This is a genomic window from Acetobacterium sp., assembly GCF_030652775.1.
GTDB lineage: Bacteria > Bacillota > Clostridia > Eubacteriales > Eubacteriaceae > Acetobacterium.
Map to the genome: position 1 here is coordinate 49,554 of NZ_JAUSPS010000075.1, position 18,814 is coordinate 68,367.

Genomic DNA, 18,814 nt, shown 5'->3' on the forward strand with positions numbered 1-18,814 from the left:
AGGAGTGATGTTTTTTGAATAAATACCTTAAGATGATTGGGTTTTATTTAGTAATTCTATTAATCATTATTGTCGCGGTAACCTTTTTAAACCCCATGAAGGAAGAGGTTAAAACCATTGTTTATAGCGAGTTGCTCACCGAATTGAATAACAATCAGGTCGCTGAGATTGAAATAAACAATTCAAATGTCAAAGGTGTCTTACGAAGCGGGGAAGCATTTGAATCGGTGGTGCCACAATATGTAATAGATCAACAAATAGCGCCGTATATTTTAGAAAATGGTGTAAAGGTCTCGATTACCAAGCCCCAGGATTCCTGGTGGATATCCTTAATTCCGTCGGTTGTATTGATTGTCTTAATGGTGGTGTTTTTCCTGGTCTTCAGCCAACAGGCTGGTGGCGGCGGTGGTAAAGTGATGTCCTTTGGAAAGAGTCGGGCAAAACTTCACGTTGAGGGAGAAACCAAGGTGACGTTTAAAAACGTGGCTGGTGCGGATGAGGAAAAAGAAGAGCTTGAAGAGGTTGTTGACTTCTTAAAGGCACCGGATCGTTACCGCAAACTGGGTGCCCGGATACCAAAAGGGATTTTATTAGTCGGCCCTCCGGGAACCGGGAAAACCCTCCTGGCCAGAGCGGTGGCTGGTGAAGCGGCAGTGCCGTTTTTTACCATCAGTGGTTCGGATTTCGTTGAAATGTTTGTTGGGGTCGGAGCTTCCCGAGTTCGAGACCTTTTCGAAAATGCCAAGAAAAACGCCCCCTGTATCATTTTTATTGATGAAATTGATGCGGTTGGTCGTCATCGTGGCGCTGGCCTTGGCGGTGGCCATGATGAACGGGAACAAACCCTGAATCAGCTGCTGGTTGAAATGGATGGTTTCGGTGTCAACGAAGGTATTATCATTATCGCGGCAACCAACCGTCCGGATATTCTGGATCCCGCTTTACTAAGACCAGGACGTTTTGACCGCCAGGTAACGGTTGGCGTACCCGATGTAAAAGGACGGGAAGAAATTCTTAATGTCCATAAAAAAGACAAACCGTTGGCTCCAGAAGTAGATCTGGGTACCATTGCCAAAGGAACACCAGGATTCACTGGAGCTGATCTGGAAAACCTGATGAACGAAGCGGCACTATTGACAGCCAGACACAACGGCAAAATGATCACCATGATGGAACTGGAAGAAGCCATAAAACGGGTTATTGCCGGACCGGAAAAGAAAAGCAAGGTTGTCAATCAAGACGATTTACATATCACTGCCTATCACGAAGCAGGACATGCGATTGTCATGCATCTCCTGCCTAACTGTGATTCGGTTCATGAGATTTCGATTATTCCCCGGGGAATGGCCGCCGGTTATACCCTGTCGCTGCCAGATGATGATCGTCAGCATCTGAGTAAAAATAAATTGCTGGAAAACATCTGTGGTCTGCTGGGCGGACGGGCAGCGGAGAAAATTGCCCTGGATGATATCTGTACTGGTGCCAGTAATGACATTGAACGAGCCACCCATATTGCCAGAAGCATGGTAACTGAGTGGGGAATGAGCGAGCATCTGGGACCGATGACCTTTGGACATCCCGACAGCGGCGAAGTATTTCTGGGACGGGATCTGGGAAGATCCCGTAACTATAGTGAAGAAGTTGCTGCCGTTATTGATAAGGAAATCCGCACGATTGTTGAAAATGCCTATGATCGGGCGTGTTCAATTCTCGAAACGCATCAGGAAAAGCTGGAAGAAATTGCAACCCGTTTACTTAGAGATAAAACCGTAACCGGCGAAGAATTCAAAGCTTTGTTTGAAGAACAGCCGGAAGAAGATAAAATGGTCGAGATTGAGATTGAAGCAGAAATTGAATAATTAACATTAAAAAAAGCCGTTAAAATAACGGCTTTTTTTAAGATAATAAACAAATAAATAGGATAAAATCGAGATATAAAGAGTTGGAGGATGAAATGGAAGAATTCAAAATTGGAACCTGCTATGAAAAGAAGTTTTTTATTAATAAAGAGGATACAGCATTGGCTCTGGGCAGTGGCGGTGAAGAAGTACTGGCGACACCTCGGCTGGTGGCCTGGATGGAGAATACGGCGTTTGAAGGGTTAGATATCATCTTGCCGGAAGAAAACACAACGGTGGGTACCCGGATTGATTTAAAACATATTGCGGCTTCTCCTGTTGGTATGGAAATCAATGTACGTGCCACATTGGTAACCCATGAGAAAAGAGCCCTGAATTTTGAAATTGAAGCATGGGATCAGACGGAAAAAATAGGAGAAGCTGTTCATCAACGATTTATTGTCGATAAAGGCAGATTTTTAAAGAAGGTATTAGAAAAATCAGAAATGAACAATTAAAGGCAAAAACAAATAATTTGTAATGGAGGTGCTTCGAATGAAAATCGTACTGGTTGGACAGGCTCTCTTTGGAAAAGATTGCCTGGAAGTTTTGCTGAAGCAGGGGGAACAGGTTGTAGGTGTCATTACAATTCCCGATGATTTCAGAGGAAGGCCTAATCCGCTGAAGGATTTTGCTCGAGAAAAAAAAATTCCGGTATTTCAGCCTCTGGGGAAAAGTCCACAGCGGCTAAAGGATCCCCAGGTGATTGCCATTGCCAAAGATTTAAAACCGGATCTTTTTGTATTGGCTTTTGTCAGTGATATTATGCCTTATTCCGTTATTAAATTGGCCACTTTAGGGGGGATAAACTATCACCCCTCATTACTGCCTAAATATCGGGGTGGTTCAGCGATTAACTGGGCATTGATCAATGGCGAAAAGGAAACCGGTATAACGGTTCATTACGTTGACGAAGGGATCGATACGGGTGATATTATTTTGCAGGAAAAAGTCGAAATTTCGCCAGCGGATACAGTGGCTTCACTTTACTATGATAAACTCTATCCATTGGGAGTGAAACTGATCGCAGAAGCGGTAGAATACATTCGAAAAGGTATAGCCCCCCGAATCCCCCAGAACTCAGACAAAGCGACCTATCAGCCGATGATTACAGAAGAGGATGTAATTATTGATTGGAAAAATGGAGCGGAAGAGATTTATAATCTTATTCGGGGCTCAAACCCTTCACCTGGGGCTCAGACGATATTTAGAGGAGAAACTATCAAAATTTGGGAGGCGCAAATCATCCCATCCAGTTTAGTTTCAGAACCTGGAGAAGTGGCTGAAATAATGGAAGGCCAGGGTTTCACAGTTGGAACCGGCAACGAGATAATGCTCATTAAAAAAGTACAGCAGTCAGGAAAAGCAAAGATATCGGCCGAGCAGTTTTCTAAACAGGTTGATTTAAAACCGGGAGAAAGCATGGTTGGATAAAGTGTGTAATTAACTTAGAGGGATAAAATCGATCAGCTTTTAATCGGGCCGATGAGAATAGACGGAAAAGGTGTAGGAGGAAACATGATTTTAGGTATTGATGTCGGAAATACAAATACAGAACTGGCGGTGCTGATCGGCGATGAAATCCCATATTCCTGGCGATTTGTCACCAAAACACCGCGAACCTCAGATGAGTATGGGGTGTTGATTAAATCCTTTTTTAGAAACTCGGAAATATCGGTGGAGGAAGTCAGTAGTGTGATCATTGCTTCGGTGGTGCCAAACATTATGTACTCACTGACCAATGGTATAAAAAAATATATTGGCGTAGAACCGATGGTAGTGGGGCCGGGAATCAAAACCGGAATGCCCATTAACACTTCGGATCCGTCCGAAGTGGGGGCAGACCGGATCGTTGATGCCGTGGCGGCTTACAGCATTTACGGCGGGCCGGTGATCGTGACCGACTTTGGAACCGCAACCACCTTTGATTATGTTACCAAGGATGGAGCTTTTGCCGCCGCTGTGACCACCCCGGGGATTCAGATTGCCATTGATGCGCTGTGGAAAAATGCCGCCAAGCTGCCCAATATTGAAATCAAAAAACCGGCCTCGATACTGGCCCGCGACACTGTCACCAGTATGCAGGCTGGTTTAGTATATGGTTATATCGGTCAGGTGGAGTATATCATCGAACAGATCAAAAAAGAGACCGGGTTCAAAGATATGAAGGTGGTGGCAACTGGCGGTTATGGTCGTTTGTTTTATCAGGAAACAAAATCCATCAACGTTTATGATCCGCAACTGTCGCTTAAAGGGTTGAAGATTATTCATGACAAAAATTTCAGGTAAATAGGACAAATGATGAACATAAAAGCGGAAATAAAACAAAAAAATAAAGCACTGAAAATTGGGGATGTTTCAATTGAAACCCCTCTTTTTTTAGGGCCGATGGCAGGCTATACCAATCTGCCGTATCGGCTGATCGCCAAAGAATTTGGGGCTGGGGTGGTCTTTTCAGAAATGATCAGCGGCAAGGGTTTGTATTATAAAGATCATAAAACGGCCGATTTAATGCTGACCTGTGAAGAAGAAGCGCCGGCAGGGATTCAACTATTCGGATCCGATCCGGATATTTTGGCACAAGTCGTCAGCGATACGATCAATGCCACTGATTACGCCTTTCTGGATTTCAATGCCGGCTGTCCGGCCCCTAAGATTACCAAGAATGGTGAAGGCTCGGCCTTGTTAAAAACGCCGGCACTGTTTTTTAAGGTGGTCAAAGCATTGGCGCAAGCATCAAAAAAGCCGCTGATTGTTAAAACCAGAATCGGCTGGGATGATCAGAGCATCAATATCCGGGCTATTGCAGAAGGAGTGGAGGAAGCCGGGGCGGCGGCATTAACCATCCATGGACGCACCCGGGAAGCTTATTATTCGGGTCAGGCCGACTGGGGAATTATTGCCGAGGTCAAAAAAAATGCCGGGATTCCGATTATTTTAAACGGCGATATCAATAGCGGAGAAGCAGCCCAAAAGGCTCTCGAATCGACCGGCGTGGATGGCCTGATGGTCGGCCGGGCGGCCATTGGCAATCCCTTTATTTTTCGGGAAATCAACCATTATTTAAAGACCGGTGCGGTTCTCGAAAAACCGACACCGGAAGAACGGGTTCAGGTTGCCATACGGCACATCGATTTGCTGGCGCTTCTTAAAAACGAAGAGGCCGGGCTCCGGGAAATGCGTAAGCATCTGTCTGCCTATACTAAAGGTCTTCATCATGCCACGGTGATTCGGAACGAGCTCTTTCATGCGCCGGACAAAGAAGCGGTGATCCGATTGCTGACCAGTGCGTTGGCGCAATAAAAAAACGCATGAAAAAAAGTAGGGGCGATCGAATCGCCCCTACTTTTTTAATGAGTGGTTGTAAAAATTTTCAACCTGGTTTTTATTTTTCTAGCAAATTCTTTCGAATCAGGGTTCGGGCTTCCCCGATCATGTACAGCGAGCCCACAAAAACATTAACATCATCTTTTTTGCTCAGGTCGATGCTTTTAACAGCGTCATCGATGGTATCGTAGAAGTCAACACTTTTTCCGTAAGTATTGTGAATCAGTGCGGCCATTTTTTTCGCCGGCATGGCCCGATCACTGTTGGGGGTCAGGGTGTGGATCGTACTGGCGATGGGCACCAGATAGGATAAAGATTCTTCAATGTCCTTATCTTCCAGCATTCCAAAAAACAAGTTGATGGTACGGTTGGGAAAGTATTGCTTCATATTATTAACAAAGGCCTGAATGCCATTGCTGTTGTGGGCCCCGTCAATCAGGACCACCGGATTTTCCTGGAAGATTTCAAAACGTCCGGGAAAAACTACGGCAGCCAAGGCTTTTTTAATCTGTCCGGAGTTGACCGGATAACCCTTGCGATTAAGCAGGGCAATGACTTCTAGAGCAGTGAGGCAGTTCAAGGATTGATGATCGCCCAGCAGTTTTAATTCAAATCCATCAAGATGGAGATGATCACCCAGATATTTAAGGGTCTGATTACGGCTGGTGTGGCTTAAAATTGAAATATCATCCGGGTTAACTAAGACCACATTGGCATTTTTGGATGCCGCAAAATCAAGCACAACCTTTAAAGCTTCCGGTTCCTGGGGATATACCACCACATCCGAACCTTCCTTGATAATAGAGGCTTTTTCAAAGGCAATTTCGGCCAGGGTATTCCCCAGATAATCGGTATGATCATTGCTAATGCTCATGATGGCAACCGCCAATGGATTTTTGATAATATTGGTGGCGTCAAGACGTCCGCCCAAACCAACTTCAAGAACCACGAAGTCGACCTGCTTTTGATAAAAATACTGGAGCCCGACGGCGGTAACCATTTCAAATTCAGTGGGATGGGGTTCGCCCTGTTCCATCAGCACTTCAATCCGTTCCTTGACAAAAATGGTGGCGGCAACCAGACTGTCATCGTCAATGGGTTCGTTGTTTAACTGAATGCGTTCGTTAAAGGCTTCCAGAAAAGGGGAAGTAAATAGACCGGTGTTGTATCCGGCGGTGGTTAAGATGGTGGCGATCATCGTGGAGGTGGAGCCTTTTCCATTGGTGCCGGCAATGTGGATAAACTTGAGTTTATCCTGGGGGTTGTCCATGGCAGCAAGCAATAGGCTCATGCTTTCTAGTCCTAATCGGGTGCCAAACTTATGGGTTGCTTCAATGTAGCTGATGGCTTCGGTAACGTTCATTTTAAATTAGGCCTCCTGGATGGGACAACAATTGATGCATTTTTCAGTAACCATGAACTGAACGCTTTTGTCATGTTCTTCCATGGGGATCTTCTCGAAAATAAAGTCTTCCCGAATCAGCGCAACGGTGATACAGTCGTCACTGATGGTTTCCAGAAAGCGGTCATAATAGCCGCCGCCAAAACCCATTCGGTGTCCCGATGGTGAGAAAGCGCAGCCGGGAACCATGACCAGATCAATTTTTTTAGGGTCGACAATCCGCATGCAATCTTCCCGAACTTCCAGGATCCCGTAATGGCCTTCTTCGAGATCATCGGGAAAATTGATGAGTTCTGACAAAGTAACAGTATGGTCTTCGATGTTACAGATGGGAACGACAATGTGTTTGCCATCGGCTAAGGCTCGTTTGATGAAATCATGGGTGTAGATTTCGGTGCCAAAGCTCACATAGGCCATAATCCAGTCGGCATTTTTATAAAGATCACTATCGAGGAATTGTTCGATAATTTTAGCATCGGTGTCGGCGCAGTAAATTTCTTTACGACGAGCCAGAATTTCTTTTCGGAACAAACTTTTATCCATTTTCTTCTCCTAATATTAAGATTAATTGACGATGATATTATAACATAAAGTCGGTTATCGACAAAAAAATATCGAGGGGAAATTTTATCTGAAATTTCTCTTGAAAACAAAGGATTCATGGTTATACTGGGTATAGTGCAGAAAAATAGTATATAAATAATACTCTTGGCAGAGTAAACAGAAAAAAGGTGTAAAAAATAAATGAAGAGATTATTAATCGCCTGTGAAACCATCCGGGATGAGGTTGAAATGGCGTTACAACGAACTGGAGCAGAATTGGAAACCGTCTGGATGTCCAATCTGCTTCATGACTCCCCGGAACGATTGAAAAATGCCCTCCAGGAAGAAATTAACAAAGCCGAAGATGGCTATGATCAGCTCTTGTTTGCCTATGGTAACTGCGGAAATGGGCTTTTGGGTTTAAAAAGCGAAAAGTCGACTCTGATTATTCCCCGCTATGGGGATTGCATTGATATCCTTCTTTCCGAAAAGGAAAACCTCGACCGAGTCCGGACTTCTACCTATTTCTTAACCCAGGGTTGGTTAAGAGGCGAAAAGTCCCTCGACAAGGAGTTCCAGCACAATCTCGAAAAATACGGCGAAAGCCGGGCCAGGCGGGTTATGGAGATCATGTTCAAAAATTATCAGAATTTGATGCTCATCGATACTGGAGCCTACCCGGTGGCTGATCATCTTCCACGGGTGAATGATATCGGTAAACTGATTGGTCTGGAGGTAGTGGTCGATCAGGGGAGCATTTCACCGCTGGAAAAACTGGTAACCGGAGAATGGACCGAAGGCTTTTGCATTATTCCTCCCGGTCAGGTTACCACCCATCATGATTTTGACGGTGTGGCGGTTCGCAAAGTATAAGCGATTAAAGCACCGTATTGGCAAAACATCCGGTCAATCAGTAATTGATTTTCCGGGATTTTTGCGTAATAAAGTAAAATAGAATCGTGGTTGCATCAACTTAGAAAAGTATGGTATAGTGAAAGAAAAGAACTATTCAGTAACAGAAAGGACAAAATATGAATCAGTTTAGAGAACCAATGAATGCATTAACCCATTTAATTGGCGCGGTTTTATCCGTGTTTGGGATCATTGCCATGTTGATTTTAATTATTGCGAAAGATAATGTAACCCCATTGACCCTAGTTTCCGTGTTGGCCTTTGGGGTGGGACTGATCTGTCTCTATGGCACCAGTTTTACCTATCATGCCTCCCAGGGGGAGCAGGAAAAAATCCTGCATCTGAAAAAGTTGGATCACGCCATGATTTTTATCTTGATTGCCGGAACCTATACCCCGTTTTGTCTGCTATGCCTGACTGGAACGATGCGGGTGGCGATGATGGTGGCGATATGGGGAGTAGCCCTGATCGGGATTATTCTTAAAGTGGCCTGGATCAATATGCCCCGCTGGCTGGGAACCGGACTCTATATTTTTCTGGGGTGGTTTGCGCTTTTTGTTCTAGGGCCCCTTTATCAGGCACTGCCGTTGCCGGGCTTTATGCTGCTGGTAGGCGGCGGCGTGATGTACACCATCGGGGGCGTCATCTACGCCATCAAAAAACCAAACTTTGGGGGAAATTTCGGTTTTCACGAGTTGTTTCATATTTTTGTCATTTTAGGATCGCTTTGTCATTTTATTTGTGTTTTTTTCTTTATTCTTTAAGAAAAAAATGGTATTATTAAAAAGTTGTTATTCAAAACAAAAATCTTATTGTATTTTTAAAAAAAACTGTTAAACTAATAGTATTGTTAATTGCGTCACTGCAAAAAAAAAACTCATTTTTTGCAGTGATTTTTTTGTTGGAATAATCAAGAAAATGTAAAAGAAAAAGGAGCCTGTAAATTAATGCAAACAAAGTATATTTTTGTCACTGGTGGTGTGGTATCTTCTTTAGGAAAGGGCATTACAAGTGCTTCATTAGGACGATTACTTAAGTCCCGAGGACTCAAGGTGTCGATCCAGAAATTTGATCCCTATTTGAACTTCGATCCCGGAACCATGAGTCCTTATCAGCATGGGGAAGTTTTTGTGACCGATGACGGCGCAGAAACCGATTTGGATCTGGGTCACTACGAACGATTTACCGATGAAAACCTGTCTAAATTCAGTAATGTCACCACCGGAAAAGTATATTGGAATGTTATTTCAAAAGAACGCCGGGGCGATTATCTGGGAGGAACCGTTCAGGTTATTCCCCACATTACCGACGAAATAAAAGACGGAATTCTACGGGTCGCCGATTACAGCCATCCGGATGTGGTCATTACCGAAATCGGCGGAACCGTTGGGGATATCGAAAGTCTTCCTTATCTGGAAGCGATTCGCCAGTTCAAGGGCGATCTGGGTGCTGAAAATGTCTTGTACATCCATGTTACCCTGCTTCCCTACCTGGGAAAGGCTGGCGAACTGAAAACAAAACCAACCCAGCATTCGGTTAAAGAACTTAGGAGTATTGGGATTCAACCGGATATTATTGTCCTCCGTTCAGAAAAAGAAGTAGAAGAAGGCCTGAAGGCGAAAATATCCCTGTTCTGCAATGTCGATAAAAAATCCGTGGTCGTTAATATGGATGCTTCTGAGCTATACGAAGTGCCTTTGATGCTTGAAAAAGAAGGCCTGGCCGAATTGGTTTGCGAAAAACTCCATATCGATTGTAAAGAACCAGACCTGAGCGAATGGAAAGATCTGGTTAAACGAGCCAAAAGTCTGGAAAACAAGGTAACCATCGGTCTGGTCGGGAAATATGTGGAACTTCATGATGCCTATCTTTCCGTTGCCGAAGCCTTACGTCATGGTGGAATCGGCAATAATTCCGAGGTTACGATCAAATGGATTCACTCTGAAGATATCAACGAGGAAAATGTCGACCGGGTGCTCAAAGATCTAGACGGTATTATTGTGCCCGGAGGGTTTGGCCACCGCGGGGTGGAAGGCAAGATCCACGCCATTCAGTATGCCAGAGAAAACAAGGTGCCTTTTTTAGGTCTGTGTCTGGGTCTACAGTTGGCAGTTATTGAGTTTGCCCGAAACGTGGCAGGCCTTGTCGGTGCCCACAGTATTGAGCTGGATCCCGAAACGCCTTACCCAGTGATCAATCTGATGGAAGAACAGAAAAAAATTATTGATATGGGCGGCACCATGCGCTTGGGTCTCTATCCCTGTGAACTGCTCGAGGGAACTAAAGCGAGAGAAGCCTATGGCGAGAAAAATATCAGCGAACGGCATCGACATCGTTATGAAGTCAATGATGATTTTATCGCACAACTTGAAGAAAAGGGTCTCGTTTTCTCAGGAATGTCACCTGACCGGGTCCTTGTTGAAATGATTGAAATTAAAGATCATCCCTGGTTTGTCGCCACTCAGGCTCATCCAGAGTTTAAATCCCGTCCGAATAAACCCCATCCCTTGTTTCAGAGCTTTGTCAAAGCTGCTTTAGCGACAAAAGAATAGTGAATAAAAAAATCGAGATCCTAGATCTTGATTTTTTTTATGGAGTGATACACAAGATATACCAACAGGAAAACTGTGGATAACTTAAAAACTGTGGATAATAATTGTATAAAACTGTGGAGAACATCGGTTTTACCTGTGGACAATGTGGATAACCTTGTTAATTGAACAGGGAAACCCCCAATAGCGCCAATGTAATGGAAAAACAACGAACAGGGCAATTGTTAATAAAAGAACTGTGGTTGAACACAGGCTGTGGAAAATAAAATAAGATTGTCATGAGTCATAAATGGCGATATAATGAAAGACAACCACTAAAATCAAGAGAAAAATAAAAAGATATAAGGTGAATTAAATGCATAAATATGGTTTTTTTAGAACGGCCTGTGCTGTTCCTAAACTTAAATTAGCAGATTGTCAATATAACGTCAGTGAAATCATTGCTTTGGCAAGCTCAGCCTGGGATCAGGGTGTTGAGGTATTATTGTTTCCAGAGTTGGCGATCACCGGGTATACTTGTGGTGATCTGTTTTTTCAGCGGGAACTTCAGACAAACGCAGTAAAGGCTCTGGATAGCCTGTGTCAATGGTCGGACGGAAAGAAGATGCTGATGGTGGTGGGATTGCCCCTGGCCATAAGTGGGAGCTTGTATAATTGTGCGGTCGCAGTCAATGACGGCAGAATATTGGGGATCGTCCCTAAAACCTATATTCCCAACCATCAGGAGTTTTATGAAAAGCGCTGGTTTGCCTCGTCTAAGTCCTTGAAGCGAACAGAAATCATTATGTGCTCGCAAACGGTTCCGATTGGAACCGAGCTGCTTTTTCAGCATGTTCATCGCGAAGAGTTTGTGGTGGGCATCGAAATCTGCGAAGACTTGTGGGTTCCCATTTCACCAGGAAGCTTTCACGCCCTAGCTGGCGCAACGGTGATTCTTAATCCATCAGCCAGCAATGAGGTGGTAGGAAAAAGTGATTACCGTAGAGAGTTGATCCGTTCCCAATCCGGACGCTGCAATGCCGCCTATTTGTACACCTCGGCGGGTTTTGGAGAATCGACCAGTGACCTGGTTTTCGGTGGCAATGCGATCATCTGTGAACGGGGGATATTATTAAAGGAACTGCCCAAGTTTAACCTCGGGAACGAACTGCTGATTACCGATATTGATGTGGAATCCCTGACCCATGACCGGCAAATGCAGCATGGCTTTGGTGACTCGGTTGATCTGCTTGATGGCCATTCCTATCGGACGATCAAGTTTGAAACCCCGGGCACCAATGATTTTGACCGGGAGGTAAATCCCCAACCCTTTGTGCCGGCTGACCCAAATCGCCGCAGTGAACGGTGTGAAGAAATCGTTAATATTCAAACCATCGGTTTGGCTACGCGACTTGCTCATATTGGCAATGCCCCGATGGTGGTGGGGATATCCGGAGGACTGGACTCCACCATGGCCTTGCTGGTCTGCGTCAGTGTTTGTGACCGCTTCAATATTCCCCGGGAAAAAATTCATGCCGTAACGATGCCCGGCTTTGGCACCACCGACCGTACCTATGATAACGCTGTGGCGCTGATTAAGGGTCTGGGTGCGACCTTTCATGAGATTTCGATCGTTGCCGCCTGTACCGCTCACTTTAACGATATCGGGCATCCCATCGAGCTTCACAATGTCACTTACGAAAATTCTCAGGCGCGGGAACGAACCCAGATTCTCATGGATCTTTCCAACAAACTGGGGGGGGTTGTCATCGGCACCGGCGATCTTTCCGAACTGGCGCTGGGCTGGGCCACCTACAATGGCGATCATATGTCGATGTATAGCGTCAATGCCAGTGTCCCTAAAACCCTGATCCGTTATCTGGTGGAATGGGTGGCGGATCATTCTCCCGAAACGGACATTCAAAAGATTCTCTATGATGTTCTGGACACCCCCGTTTCGCCGGAACTGCTGCCCCCGGATGCCGATGGAAAAATTGCTCAAAAAACAGAAGAAACCGTTGGGCCTTACGAACTCCACGATTTCTTTATGTATCAAATGGTACGCCATGGCTTTTCACCGGAAAAAGTATATTTTCTGGCCGGCAAGGCCTTTGATGGTGTCTATGAAAAGGCGGTGATTTTTAAATGGCTGAAAAGCTTTTACCACCGTTTCTTCAGTCAGCAGTTTAAACGCAACTGCCTCCCCGACGGACCAAAGGTCGGCTCAGTCTCCTTTTCGCCCCGGGGCGACTGGCGAATGCCCTCCGATGCGCACGCCACCCAATGGCTCAAGAGCCTAGAGAAAATGGAACCAATCGTTCAGGATATTTAAAAATTGATAAAAAAAGAAGCTGTCCGAAAACAGCTTCTTTTTATGACTATTCTTTTTTAGAGTAGTGTTGGATCAGAACTTCATGTTTGAAGTTAATGAAATCCAGAATTTCCTTTTTGCCTTCGTCACTGGTCATGGCATATCCGAAAAGTCCCAGAAGATCTTTCATTTCCAATGGTTTAACGAGTTGTTCAGCTGAATTTAACGATCCTTCTGATTTGAGCTTGGCATCGTTGAGTGATGTGGAGTTGTCAGTTCGACAAAGCAGATAGTCAACCGATACATCAAAATAATCGGCAATTTCAACAAGCAATTGGTTTTCGGGAAGGTTTTTATCCTTCTCATACTTGGAAATTGAGCTCTTGTTTAAATCAAAATGCTCAGCAAAATCTTGCTGGGTCATATCCTTATTAATTCGCAATCGTTTTAATCGTGTTCCAAAAGTAGACATGATGTTTCCTCCAAAAATTATTCATAATCTCAGTATGAACGAATAAGATAAACACATGATATGTGTATGAATAGATTATACACCATTGTTCTCTTTGATGGCCAGAAATTTTAGATAAAGGTGCCAAACCGGAAATAATTCAGATTGAACGTGAGTCAGAAGCATTATTTCTTAATAACAATTAAAATAAACTTGCTTTATTCTTTAACTTGGTTTAAAATTAGGTGTTATATATTCGAGAAAGGATACTAAATGAAATTTACAGAATTAGAAATTAATGAACAACTGCTACAAGGCATTGAAGAAATGGGCTTTGTAGAAATGACCGAAATCCAGGAGCGAGCGATACCACAATTGATGATGGGAGGAGACCTCATTGGAAAATCACAAACAGGAACAGGGAAAACTGTTGCGTTTGCGATTCCAGCCATTACAAAGCTTGACCCTTCAATAAAGAAAGTACAAGTTTTAGTTCTATGCCCAACCCGAGAGTTGGCAGTACAGGTCTCAGACGAATTTAAAAAAGTTATTAAATATCAAAAGGGCATCAAAGTATTACCGATTTTCGGTGGTGCATCCATTGAAAATCAGATCAGAGACCTTAAATCCGGGGTTCATATTGTCGTTGGAACGCCTGGCCGGGTGATGGATCATATGCGCCGAAAAACATTGAAATTAAGCGACGTTTCGATGGTGGTTTTAGATGAAGCCGACGAAATGTTAAACATGGGATTCCGGGAAGATATTGAATTGATTCTTGACGAAATCGCCCATGAAATTCAGACCGTGTTATTCTCGGCAACAATGCCAAAACCGATTTTAAAGATTGCCGAAACCTACCAGAAAAATCCGGTATTGGTGGAAATTTCACCTAAAAATATGGTCGCAACCAGCATCGAACAAAAATACTTTAACATCAACGATCACCATAAGTTTGAAGCGCTAACCCGCTTACTCGATGTGTACAAACCACAACGATCACTTATTTTCTGTAACACCAAAAAATATGTCGACGAAATCACGGATGATCTTAAGAAACTCGGTTATTCAGTCGATAAAATCCATGGTGACATGCGTCAGATGTCCCGAATGGCGGTTTTAAAAGATTTCGGTCGTGGTAAACTGAATATCCTGGTAGCCACCGATGTGGCTGCCCGGGGGATTGATGTGGATGACGTGGATATCGTCTTTAACTACGATGTGCCAGACAATGAAGAATATTATGTCCATCGGATCGGTCGAACCGGACGAGCCGGGAAAAGCGGAATCTCCCTGACCCTGGCACGATCCAGAGATCAGTTCAGACTGAAGAAAATCACCGATTATACCAAAAAAAGTATTGAACGGGATTTAATACCAACCAGTGCCGTCATCAATGATATCAAGATTGCTCATTTCCACGAACGCTTCAAGATTCGTGCTGATAAGGGTGCCGAAAAGGGAATCTTAGATACCTATGAAAAAATTATTGACGATCTGGTCGAAAAAGGTTACACTGCCGAAACCATTGCAGCAGTCTTACTGCAGGCGCAATTGCCGCTTTCAGAAGCTGAAGATCTTAACACCATGGAACGACGGCCAAGACGTACTGATTCAGCACCACGTCGCGATGGTCGCGATAGCCGAGATGGCCGCGGCCGTCGGGATGGCGGATCCCGAGACGGTGGTTCCCGTCGAGCTGGTCCAGAAAAAACAAAACGTCTTTTCATCAGTGTCGGCGAAAAGGATCATGCGCAAAAGCGGGATATCCTTGGTGCTATTTGCGGAGAATGCGGCATTCCATCTTCAGCTGTCGGCAACATCGACATGTACGACAAATTTACCTTTGTCGATATCGATGAAGAGCAGGCTAAAAAAGTCGAAAAGAAATTAAACGGAAAAATAATCAAAGAACGCAAGGTAAAAGTTGAAATTTCTAAAAAGAAAAAATAATTAAAGTATCAATAGAACCTGGGTGTGAGGCTTACCTTGTCTTTGGATCCAGGTTTTTTTCATTAGATCATTTAATAAAAAAAGAAGGAGGTGCCGTATGAAAGATACACAAACAGAAAAAAAGAATAAATTGGGCGTCGTTCCAATTCCGAAGCTACTCTTTTCAATGTCAATACCGGCAATTATTTCGATGATGATTCAGGCCATGTACAATATTGTCGATAGTATCTTTGTAGCACAAATCGGGGAAGAAGCATTAACCGCTGTTTCTCTGGCGTTTCCGATTCAGATGGTCATCATCTCCTGTTTTGTGGGAATGGGAATCGGGATTAATTCAGCCATATCAAGGCGACTGGGTCAGAGCAAAAAGAGTGAAGCTGCCAATGTGGCAGAACATGGCTTTATCCTGGCAATTTTAATTGCGGTAGTGTTAGGAATATTGGGGTTTTTTACAGCAGAAGCATTTATCAGTCTATTTACCGATAATGCCAACATCATTGCCCAGGGTCGGGTATATTTAATGATTGTTACGGTATTCTGTTTTGGTAGTTTTATCACCCAGGCGGCTTATTCTACCTTGCAGGGCAGCGGTGAAATGATCCAACCGATGGTGGGACAGATTATCGGCGCAGTTACTAACATCATTCTGGATCCAATTATGATTTTTGGGTGGTTGGGCTTTCCGGCAATGGGAGTGGCAGGTGCGGCCATCGCCACCGTGATCGGTCAGATCTTTGGGATGACCTATATGCTGCTGGTAATTTTCAAAAGCAGTAAAAATTATCTAAAACTGGACTACCAGGTGTTTCATTATGATCCAAAAATAATCAAAGATATTTTCAAAGTCGGCTTGCCAGCTGCGATTATGCAAGGTCTGGCGTCATTGATGATTACCGGATACAATCTGATTCTGGCCGGATTTGGGATGTCGGCTGTCGCAGTTTTTGGGGTTTACTTTAAAATTCAGTCGGTCATCTTTATGCCGATCTTTGGCTTGGGTCAGGGCGCCATGCCGATCTTTGGTTTTAATTATGGGGCAAAAAACCGGGAACGGTATAATGAAACCCTGAAGGTCGCGGTTACTGCGGCCCTGACGATTATGACCATTGGCACGCTGTTGTTCTGGATTTTCCCGGCCCAGATTATGATGGCTTTTAACCCTTCAGCGGAAATGATGGAAATTGGGATCAATTGTCTGCGCAGCATTAGTCTGGCCTTTCCCTTGGCCGGAGTCTCGATTATGATTGGGGTCAGCTTTCAAGCCATTGGAAAAGCTTACGTCAGCATGATCGCATCTTTTATCCGGCAGATGGTAGTGCTCTTGCCAGTTACCTATCTGCTGGCTCAAGCTGGCGGTCTGGACTGGGTCTGGTACGGGTTTATCATTTCCGAAGTTGTCTGTATGGCTTACCAGCTGTTCATGTTCCGCTGGTATCAGCGCAGAATCTTCGATACCTGGGAGGCCTCTCCAGTAGTGGTGCAAAACTAACAAGTGTATTGAAGCCGTTCGAATTAATAAAAATCAAAATAAAAAGATCTTCAAAAGGCATTTAGCTTTTGAAGATCTTTTTTTTACTTTGTATCTAGATTATTAATCACATCAATGCTTTGATAAACTAGGTTTTTCATGCGCTCCGTTTCCCCGCAGAGAAAGAGGTAGCCAATCAGGGTTTCAAAACCGGTAGCATAGCGGTAGTCTGACGGGTGGGCGTTTTTGGGCACCTGGGAGGCGGTGTTCCGACCCCGTTTAACCATCCGTTCCTCGGCTTCGGAAAGCTGTGGAAGCAGTTCCCGGATGATTTGGGCCTGGGCACTGGCGCGGACATAGCTGATCGAGGTTTTGGTCATGAAATTGACATTCTGGTGACCGCAACCCAGCAGATATTTACGGATCAGATCCGAAAATATCCCATCGCCGATGTAGGCCAGAGCCAGGGGATTCATGGCGGCGGCCTGTTCGATGGTATAGCTTTTTTCGATGGTGGCCTGGATGGTTTTTAAGCGGTCTGAATTTTCTGATATGGATGTTGGAGTCAGGCTTTTTTCCATTTAACACCTTCCCGGGTATCCTCCAGGACAATGCCTTTGGCCAGCAGTTCATCGCGGATCTCATCGGCCCGTTTGAAATCTTTGGCTTTGCGGGCAGCTTGTCGCTGGGCGATCAGGTCTTCTACAGCCTCTTCAAGATTGGTTTCTTTGTCTTTTACCGCCAGTCCTAAAACGGTGGTGAGTTCGGCAAAGATGTTTTGGCCGGCAATGATCGCCGGTTGGGAAGAAATGGCATCGAGATTGGAGTTGAGATCCCGAACCAGCTCAAAAATTACGGCAATCGCATCGGCGGTGTTGATATCGTCGTCCATAGCAGCGACAAAATCTTTTTTATATTTAACCAGGGAATCTATCCATTCGGTTTCTGCCGGGGTGGCAACTTCGGCAGTGGCATTTTCCAGCAGAAAACTCATCTGGAATTTAGCGGTATAGAGGCGCTCCAGTGCTGTGGCAGCCTGCTGCAACAGTGGCTCACTGAAGTTAACCGGGCTGCGGTAATGGGCCATTAATAAAAACATCCGCACGGCTTCGAGATCAAAGGTTTTGGCAATATCCCGGACGGTGAAGAAGTTGCCCTTGGACTTGGACATTTTCTCGTTGTCGATATTGATGTAGCCATTGTGCACCCAATAGTTGGCAAAGGGTTTGCCGCAGCAGCCTTCCGATTGGGCAATTTCATTTTCGTGGTGGGGAAAGATCAGATCCTGACCGCCGCCATGAATATCAATGGTTTCGCCGAGATGTTTTTTGGACATCGCCGAACATTCGATGTGCCAGCCTGGCCGCCCCTGTCCCCAGGGACTTTCCCAATAGGGTTCCCCGTCTTTTTTCTTTTTCCACAGGGCAAAATCCAGAGGACTGTGTTTTTCGTCATTGACATCAATGCGGGCGCCAGATTTTAAATCGTCGATGGACTGTTTGGATAATTTGCCATAGTCTTTAAAGGCATCAACATGATAGTAGACATTGCCAGCGACGTTATAGGCCAGTCCTTTTTCTTCCAGGGTTTTGATCATCGCAATAATTTCTGGTATATGCTCGCTGACCTTGGGATGAACCGAGGCGCGTTTGATACCCAGGGCATCAGCATCGGTGAAGTATTCCTGAATGTATTTTTCCGAAACATCGCCCGGAGAAATCCCTTCTTCATGGCTGCGGTTGATGATTTTATCATCGACGTCGGTAAAATTCTGGATAAAGGTGACCTCGTAACCGGTATATTCCAAAAAACGGCGCAACACGTCAAAAACGATGAAGGGACGGGCGTTGCCGATGTGAAAATAGTTGTAAACAGTCGGTCCGCAGGAATACATCCGGACCTTGCCCGTTTCAATGGGGACAAAGGTTTCTTTCTTCTGGGTCAGGGTATTATATAATTTCATAAAGTTCAACCTTTCAATTTATTTCTTTACAGCAATGTGTTATGATAACATATTA

At 44.6% G+C, this 18,814-nt stretch carries 16 protein-coding genes; 11 read left to right on the plus strand and 5 right to left on the minus strand.

Going from position 1 to position 18,814, the window contains the following annotated elements; all coding sequences use genetic code 11:
* The first annotated feature begins 32 nt into the window (after positions 1-32).
* The 5 genes from ftsH to dusB all read left to right on the plus strand — a co-directional run bounded on the left by ftsH (position 33) and on the right by dusB (position 5,201).
* A complete protein-coding gene (gene ftsH / locus Q7J41_RS13875) occupies positions 33-1,859 on the plus strand; it encodes an ATP-dependent zinc metalloprotease FtsH (RefSeq protein ID WP_370651018.1) in 1,827 nt (608 codons plus the stop codon).
* Between the two features lie 95 nt (positions 1,860-1,954).
* Positions 1,955-2,356: a thioesterase family protein gene (locus Q7J41_RS13880; RefSeq protein ID WP_304889029.1), complete on the plus strand. Its 402-nt coding sequence runs from the start codon at positions 1,955-1,957 to the stop codon at positions 2,354-2,356.
* A gap of 37 nt (positions 2,357-2,393) precedes the next feature.
* Complete coding sequence (gene fmt, locus Q7J41_RS13885) at positions 2,394-3,332, plus strand: methionyl-tRNA formyltransferase (RefSeq protein WP_304889030.1); 939 nt, start codon at positions 2,394-2,396, stop codon at positions 3,330-3,332.
* Positions 3,333-3,416: 84 nt separating this feature from the next.
* Positions 3,417-4,187 carry a type III pantothenate kinase gene (locus tag Q7J41_RS13890; RefSeq protein ID WP_304889031.1) on the plus strand — a complete coding sequence of 257 codons (771 nt, stop codon included), beginning with the start codon at positions 3,417-3,419 and terminating at the stop codon, positions 4,185-4,187.
* A gap of 9 nt (positions 4,188-4,196) precedes the next feature.
* On the plus strand, positions 4,197-5,201 hold the full coding sequence (dusB, locus tag Q7J41_RS13895) for a tRNA dihydrouridine synthase DusB (RefSeq protein WP_304889032.1): 1,005 nt from the start codon (positions 4,197-4,199) through the stop codon (positions 5,199-5,201).
* Between the two features lie 82 nt (positions 5,202-5,283).
* Here the strand turns inward: dusB and Q7J41_RS13900 are convergent, their stop codons facing one another.
* Complete coding sequence (locus Q7J41_RS13900; protein WP_304889033.1) at positions 5,284-6,588, minus strand: folylpolyglutamate synthase/dihydrofolate synthase family protein; 1,305 nt, start codon at positions 6,586-6,588, stop codon at positions 5,284-5,286.
* Positions 6,589-6,594: 6 nt separating this feature from the next.
* A complete protein-coding gene (locus tag Q7J41_RS13905) occupies positions 6,595-7,170 on the minus strand; it encodes a 5-formyltetrahydrofolate cyclo-ligase (protein ID WP_304889034.1) in 576 nt (191 codons plus the stop codon).
* Between the two features lie 201 nt (positions 7,171-7,371).
* Here Q7J41_RS13905 and Q7J41_RS13910 point away from each other — a divergent pair, with 201 nt between their 5' ends.
* The 4 genes from Q7J41_RS13910 (at position 7,372) to Q7J41_RS13925 (ending at position 12,945) form a co-directional block, all read left to right on the plus strand.
* On the plus strand, positions 7,372-8,043 hold the full coding sequence (locus Q7J41_RS13910; protein ID WP_304889035.1) for a DUF1638 domain-containing protein: 672 nt from the start codon (positions 7,372-7,374) through the stop codon (positions 8,041-8,043).
* A 158-nt stretch (positions 8,044-8,201) separates the two neighbouring features.
* Positions 8,202-8,846 (plus strand): hemolysin III family protein, encoded by a 645-nt coding sequence (locus tag Q7J41_RS13915; protein WP_304889036.1) that lies wholly within the window; start codon positions 8,202-8,204, stop codon positions 8,844-8,846.
* Between the two features lie 183 nt (positions 8,847-9,029).
* Entirely contained in the window at positions 9,030-10,634 is a 1,605-nt protein-coding gene (locus tag Q7J41_RS13920) for a CTP synthase (RefSeq protein WP_304889037.1), read from the plus strand.
* A gap of 355 nt (positions 10,635-10,989) precedes the next feature.
* Positions 10,990-12,945, plus strand: coding sequence for an NAD(+) synthase (locus Q7J41_RS13925; RefSeq protein WP_304889038.1), 1,956 nt, complete (start codon positions 10,990-10,992; stop codon positions 12,943-12,945).
* Positions 12,946-12,991: 46 nt separating this feature from the next.
* Here the strand turns inward: Q7J41_RS13925 and Q7J41_RS13930 are convergent, their stop codons facing one another.
* Positions 12,992-13,396, minus strand: coding sequence for a helix-turn-helix domain-containing protein (locus Q7J41_RS13930; RefSeq protein ID WP_304889039.1), 405 nt, complete (start codon positions 13,394-13,396; stop codon positions 12,992-12,994).
* A 252-nt stretch (positions 13,397-13,648) separates the two neighbouring features.
* On the opposite strand from Q7J41_RS13930, the gene Q7J41_RS13935 reads away from it, so the two are divergent.
* A complete protein-coding gene (locus tag Q7J41_RS13935) occupies positions 13,649-15,328 on the plus strand; it encodes a DEAD/DEAH box helicase (RefSeq protein ID WP_304889040.1) in 1,680 nt (559 codons plus the stop codon).
* A 97-nt stretch (positions 15,329-15,425) separates the two neighbouring features.
* Entirely contained in the window at positions 15,426-16,817 is a 1,392-nt protein-coding gene (locus Q7J41_RS13940; protein ID WP_304889041.1) for an MATE family efflux transporter, read from the plus strand.
* A gap of 83 nt (positions 16,818-16,900) precedes the next feature.
* Here Q7J41_RS13940 and Q7J41_RS13945 read toward each other — a convergent pair whose 3' ends face one another.
* Complete coding sequence (locus Q7J41_RS13945; protein WP_304889042.1) at positions 16,901-17,377, minus strand: Mini-ribonuclease 3; 477 nt, start codon at positions 17,375-17,377, stop codon at positions 16,901-16,903.
* A complete protein-coding gene (gene cysS, locus Q7J41_RS13950; RefSeq protein WP_304889043.1) occupies positions 17,362-18,759 on the minus strand; it encodes a cysteine--tRNA ligase in 1,398 nt (465 codons plus the stop codon). The genes Q7J41_RS13945 and cysS overlap by 16 nt, the downstream gene beginning before the upstream one ends.
* Positions 18,760-18,814 lie beyond the last annotated feature (55 nt).

Bases quoted from the DNA above. Each gene is read 5' to 3' on its own strand.
- ftsH (WP_370651018.1), top strand. From the start codon at position 33: ATGATTGGGTTTTATTTAGTAATTCTATTAATCATTATTGTCGCGGTA.
- Q7J41_RS13880 (WP_304889029.1), top strand. From the start codon at position 1,955: ATGGAAGAATTCAAAATTGGAACCTGCTATGAAAAGAAGTTTTTTATT.
- fmt (WP_304889030.1), top strand. From the start codon at position 2,394: ATGAAAATCGTACTGGTTGGACAGGCTCTCTTTGGAAAAGATTGCCTG.
- Q7J41_RS13890 (WP_304889031.1), top strand. From the start codon at position 3,417: ATGATTTTAGGTATTGATGTCGGAAATACAAATACAGAACTGGCGGTG.
- dusB (WP_304889032.1), top strand. From the start codon at position 4,197: ATGATGAACATAAAAGCGGAAATAAAACAAAAAAATAAAGCACTGAAA.
- Q7J41_RS13900 (WP_304889033.1), bottom strand. From the start codon at position 6,588: ATGAACGTTACCGAAGCCATCAGCTACATTGAAGCAACCCATAAGTTT.
- Q7J41_RS13905 (WP_304889034.1), bottom strand. From the start codon at position 7,170: ATGGATAAAAGTTTGTTCCGAAAAGAAATTCTGGCTCGTCGTAAAGAA.
- Q7J41_RS13910 (WP_304889035.1), top strand. From the start codon at position 7,372: ATGAAGAGATTATTAATCGCCTGTGAAACCATCCGGGATGAGGTTGAA.
- Q7J41_RS13915 (WP_304889036.1), top strand. From the start codon at position 8,202: ATGAATCAGTTTAGAGAACCAATGAATGCATTAACCCATTTAATTGGC.
- Q7J41_RS13920 (WP_304889037.1), top strand. From the start codon at position 9,030: ATGCAAACAAAGTATATTTTTGTCACTGGTGGTGTGGTATCTTCTTTA.
- Q7J41_RS13925 (WP_304889038.1), top strand. From the start codon at position 10,990: ATGCATAAATATGGTTTTTTTAGAACGGCCTGTGCTGTTCCTAAACTT.
- Q7J41_RS13930 (WP_304889039.1), bottom strand. From the start codon at position 13,396: ATGTCTACTTTTGGAACACGATTAAAACGATTGCGAATTAATAAGGAT.
- Q7J41_RS13935 (WP_304889040.1), top strand. From the start codon at position 13,649: ATGAAATTTACAGAATTAGAAATTAATGAACAACTGCTACAAGGCATT.
- Q7J41_RS13940 (WP_304889041.1), top strand. From the start codon at position 15,426: ATGAAAGATACACAAACAGAAAAAAAGAATAAATTGGGCGTCGTTCCA.
- Q7J41_RS13945 (WP_304889042.1), bottom strand. From the start codon at position 17,377: ATGGAAAAAAGCCTGACTCCAACATCCATATCAGAAAATTCAGACCGC.
- cysS (WP_304889043.1), bottom strand. From the start codon at position 18,759: ATGAAATTATATAATACCCTGACCCAGAAGAAAGAAACCTTTGTCCCC.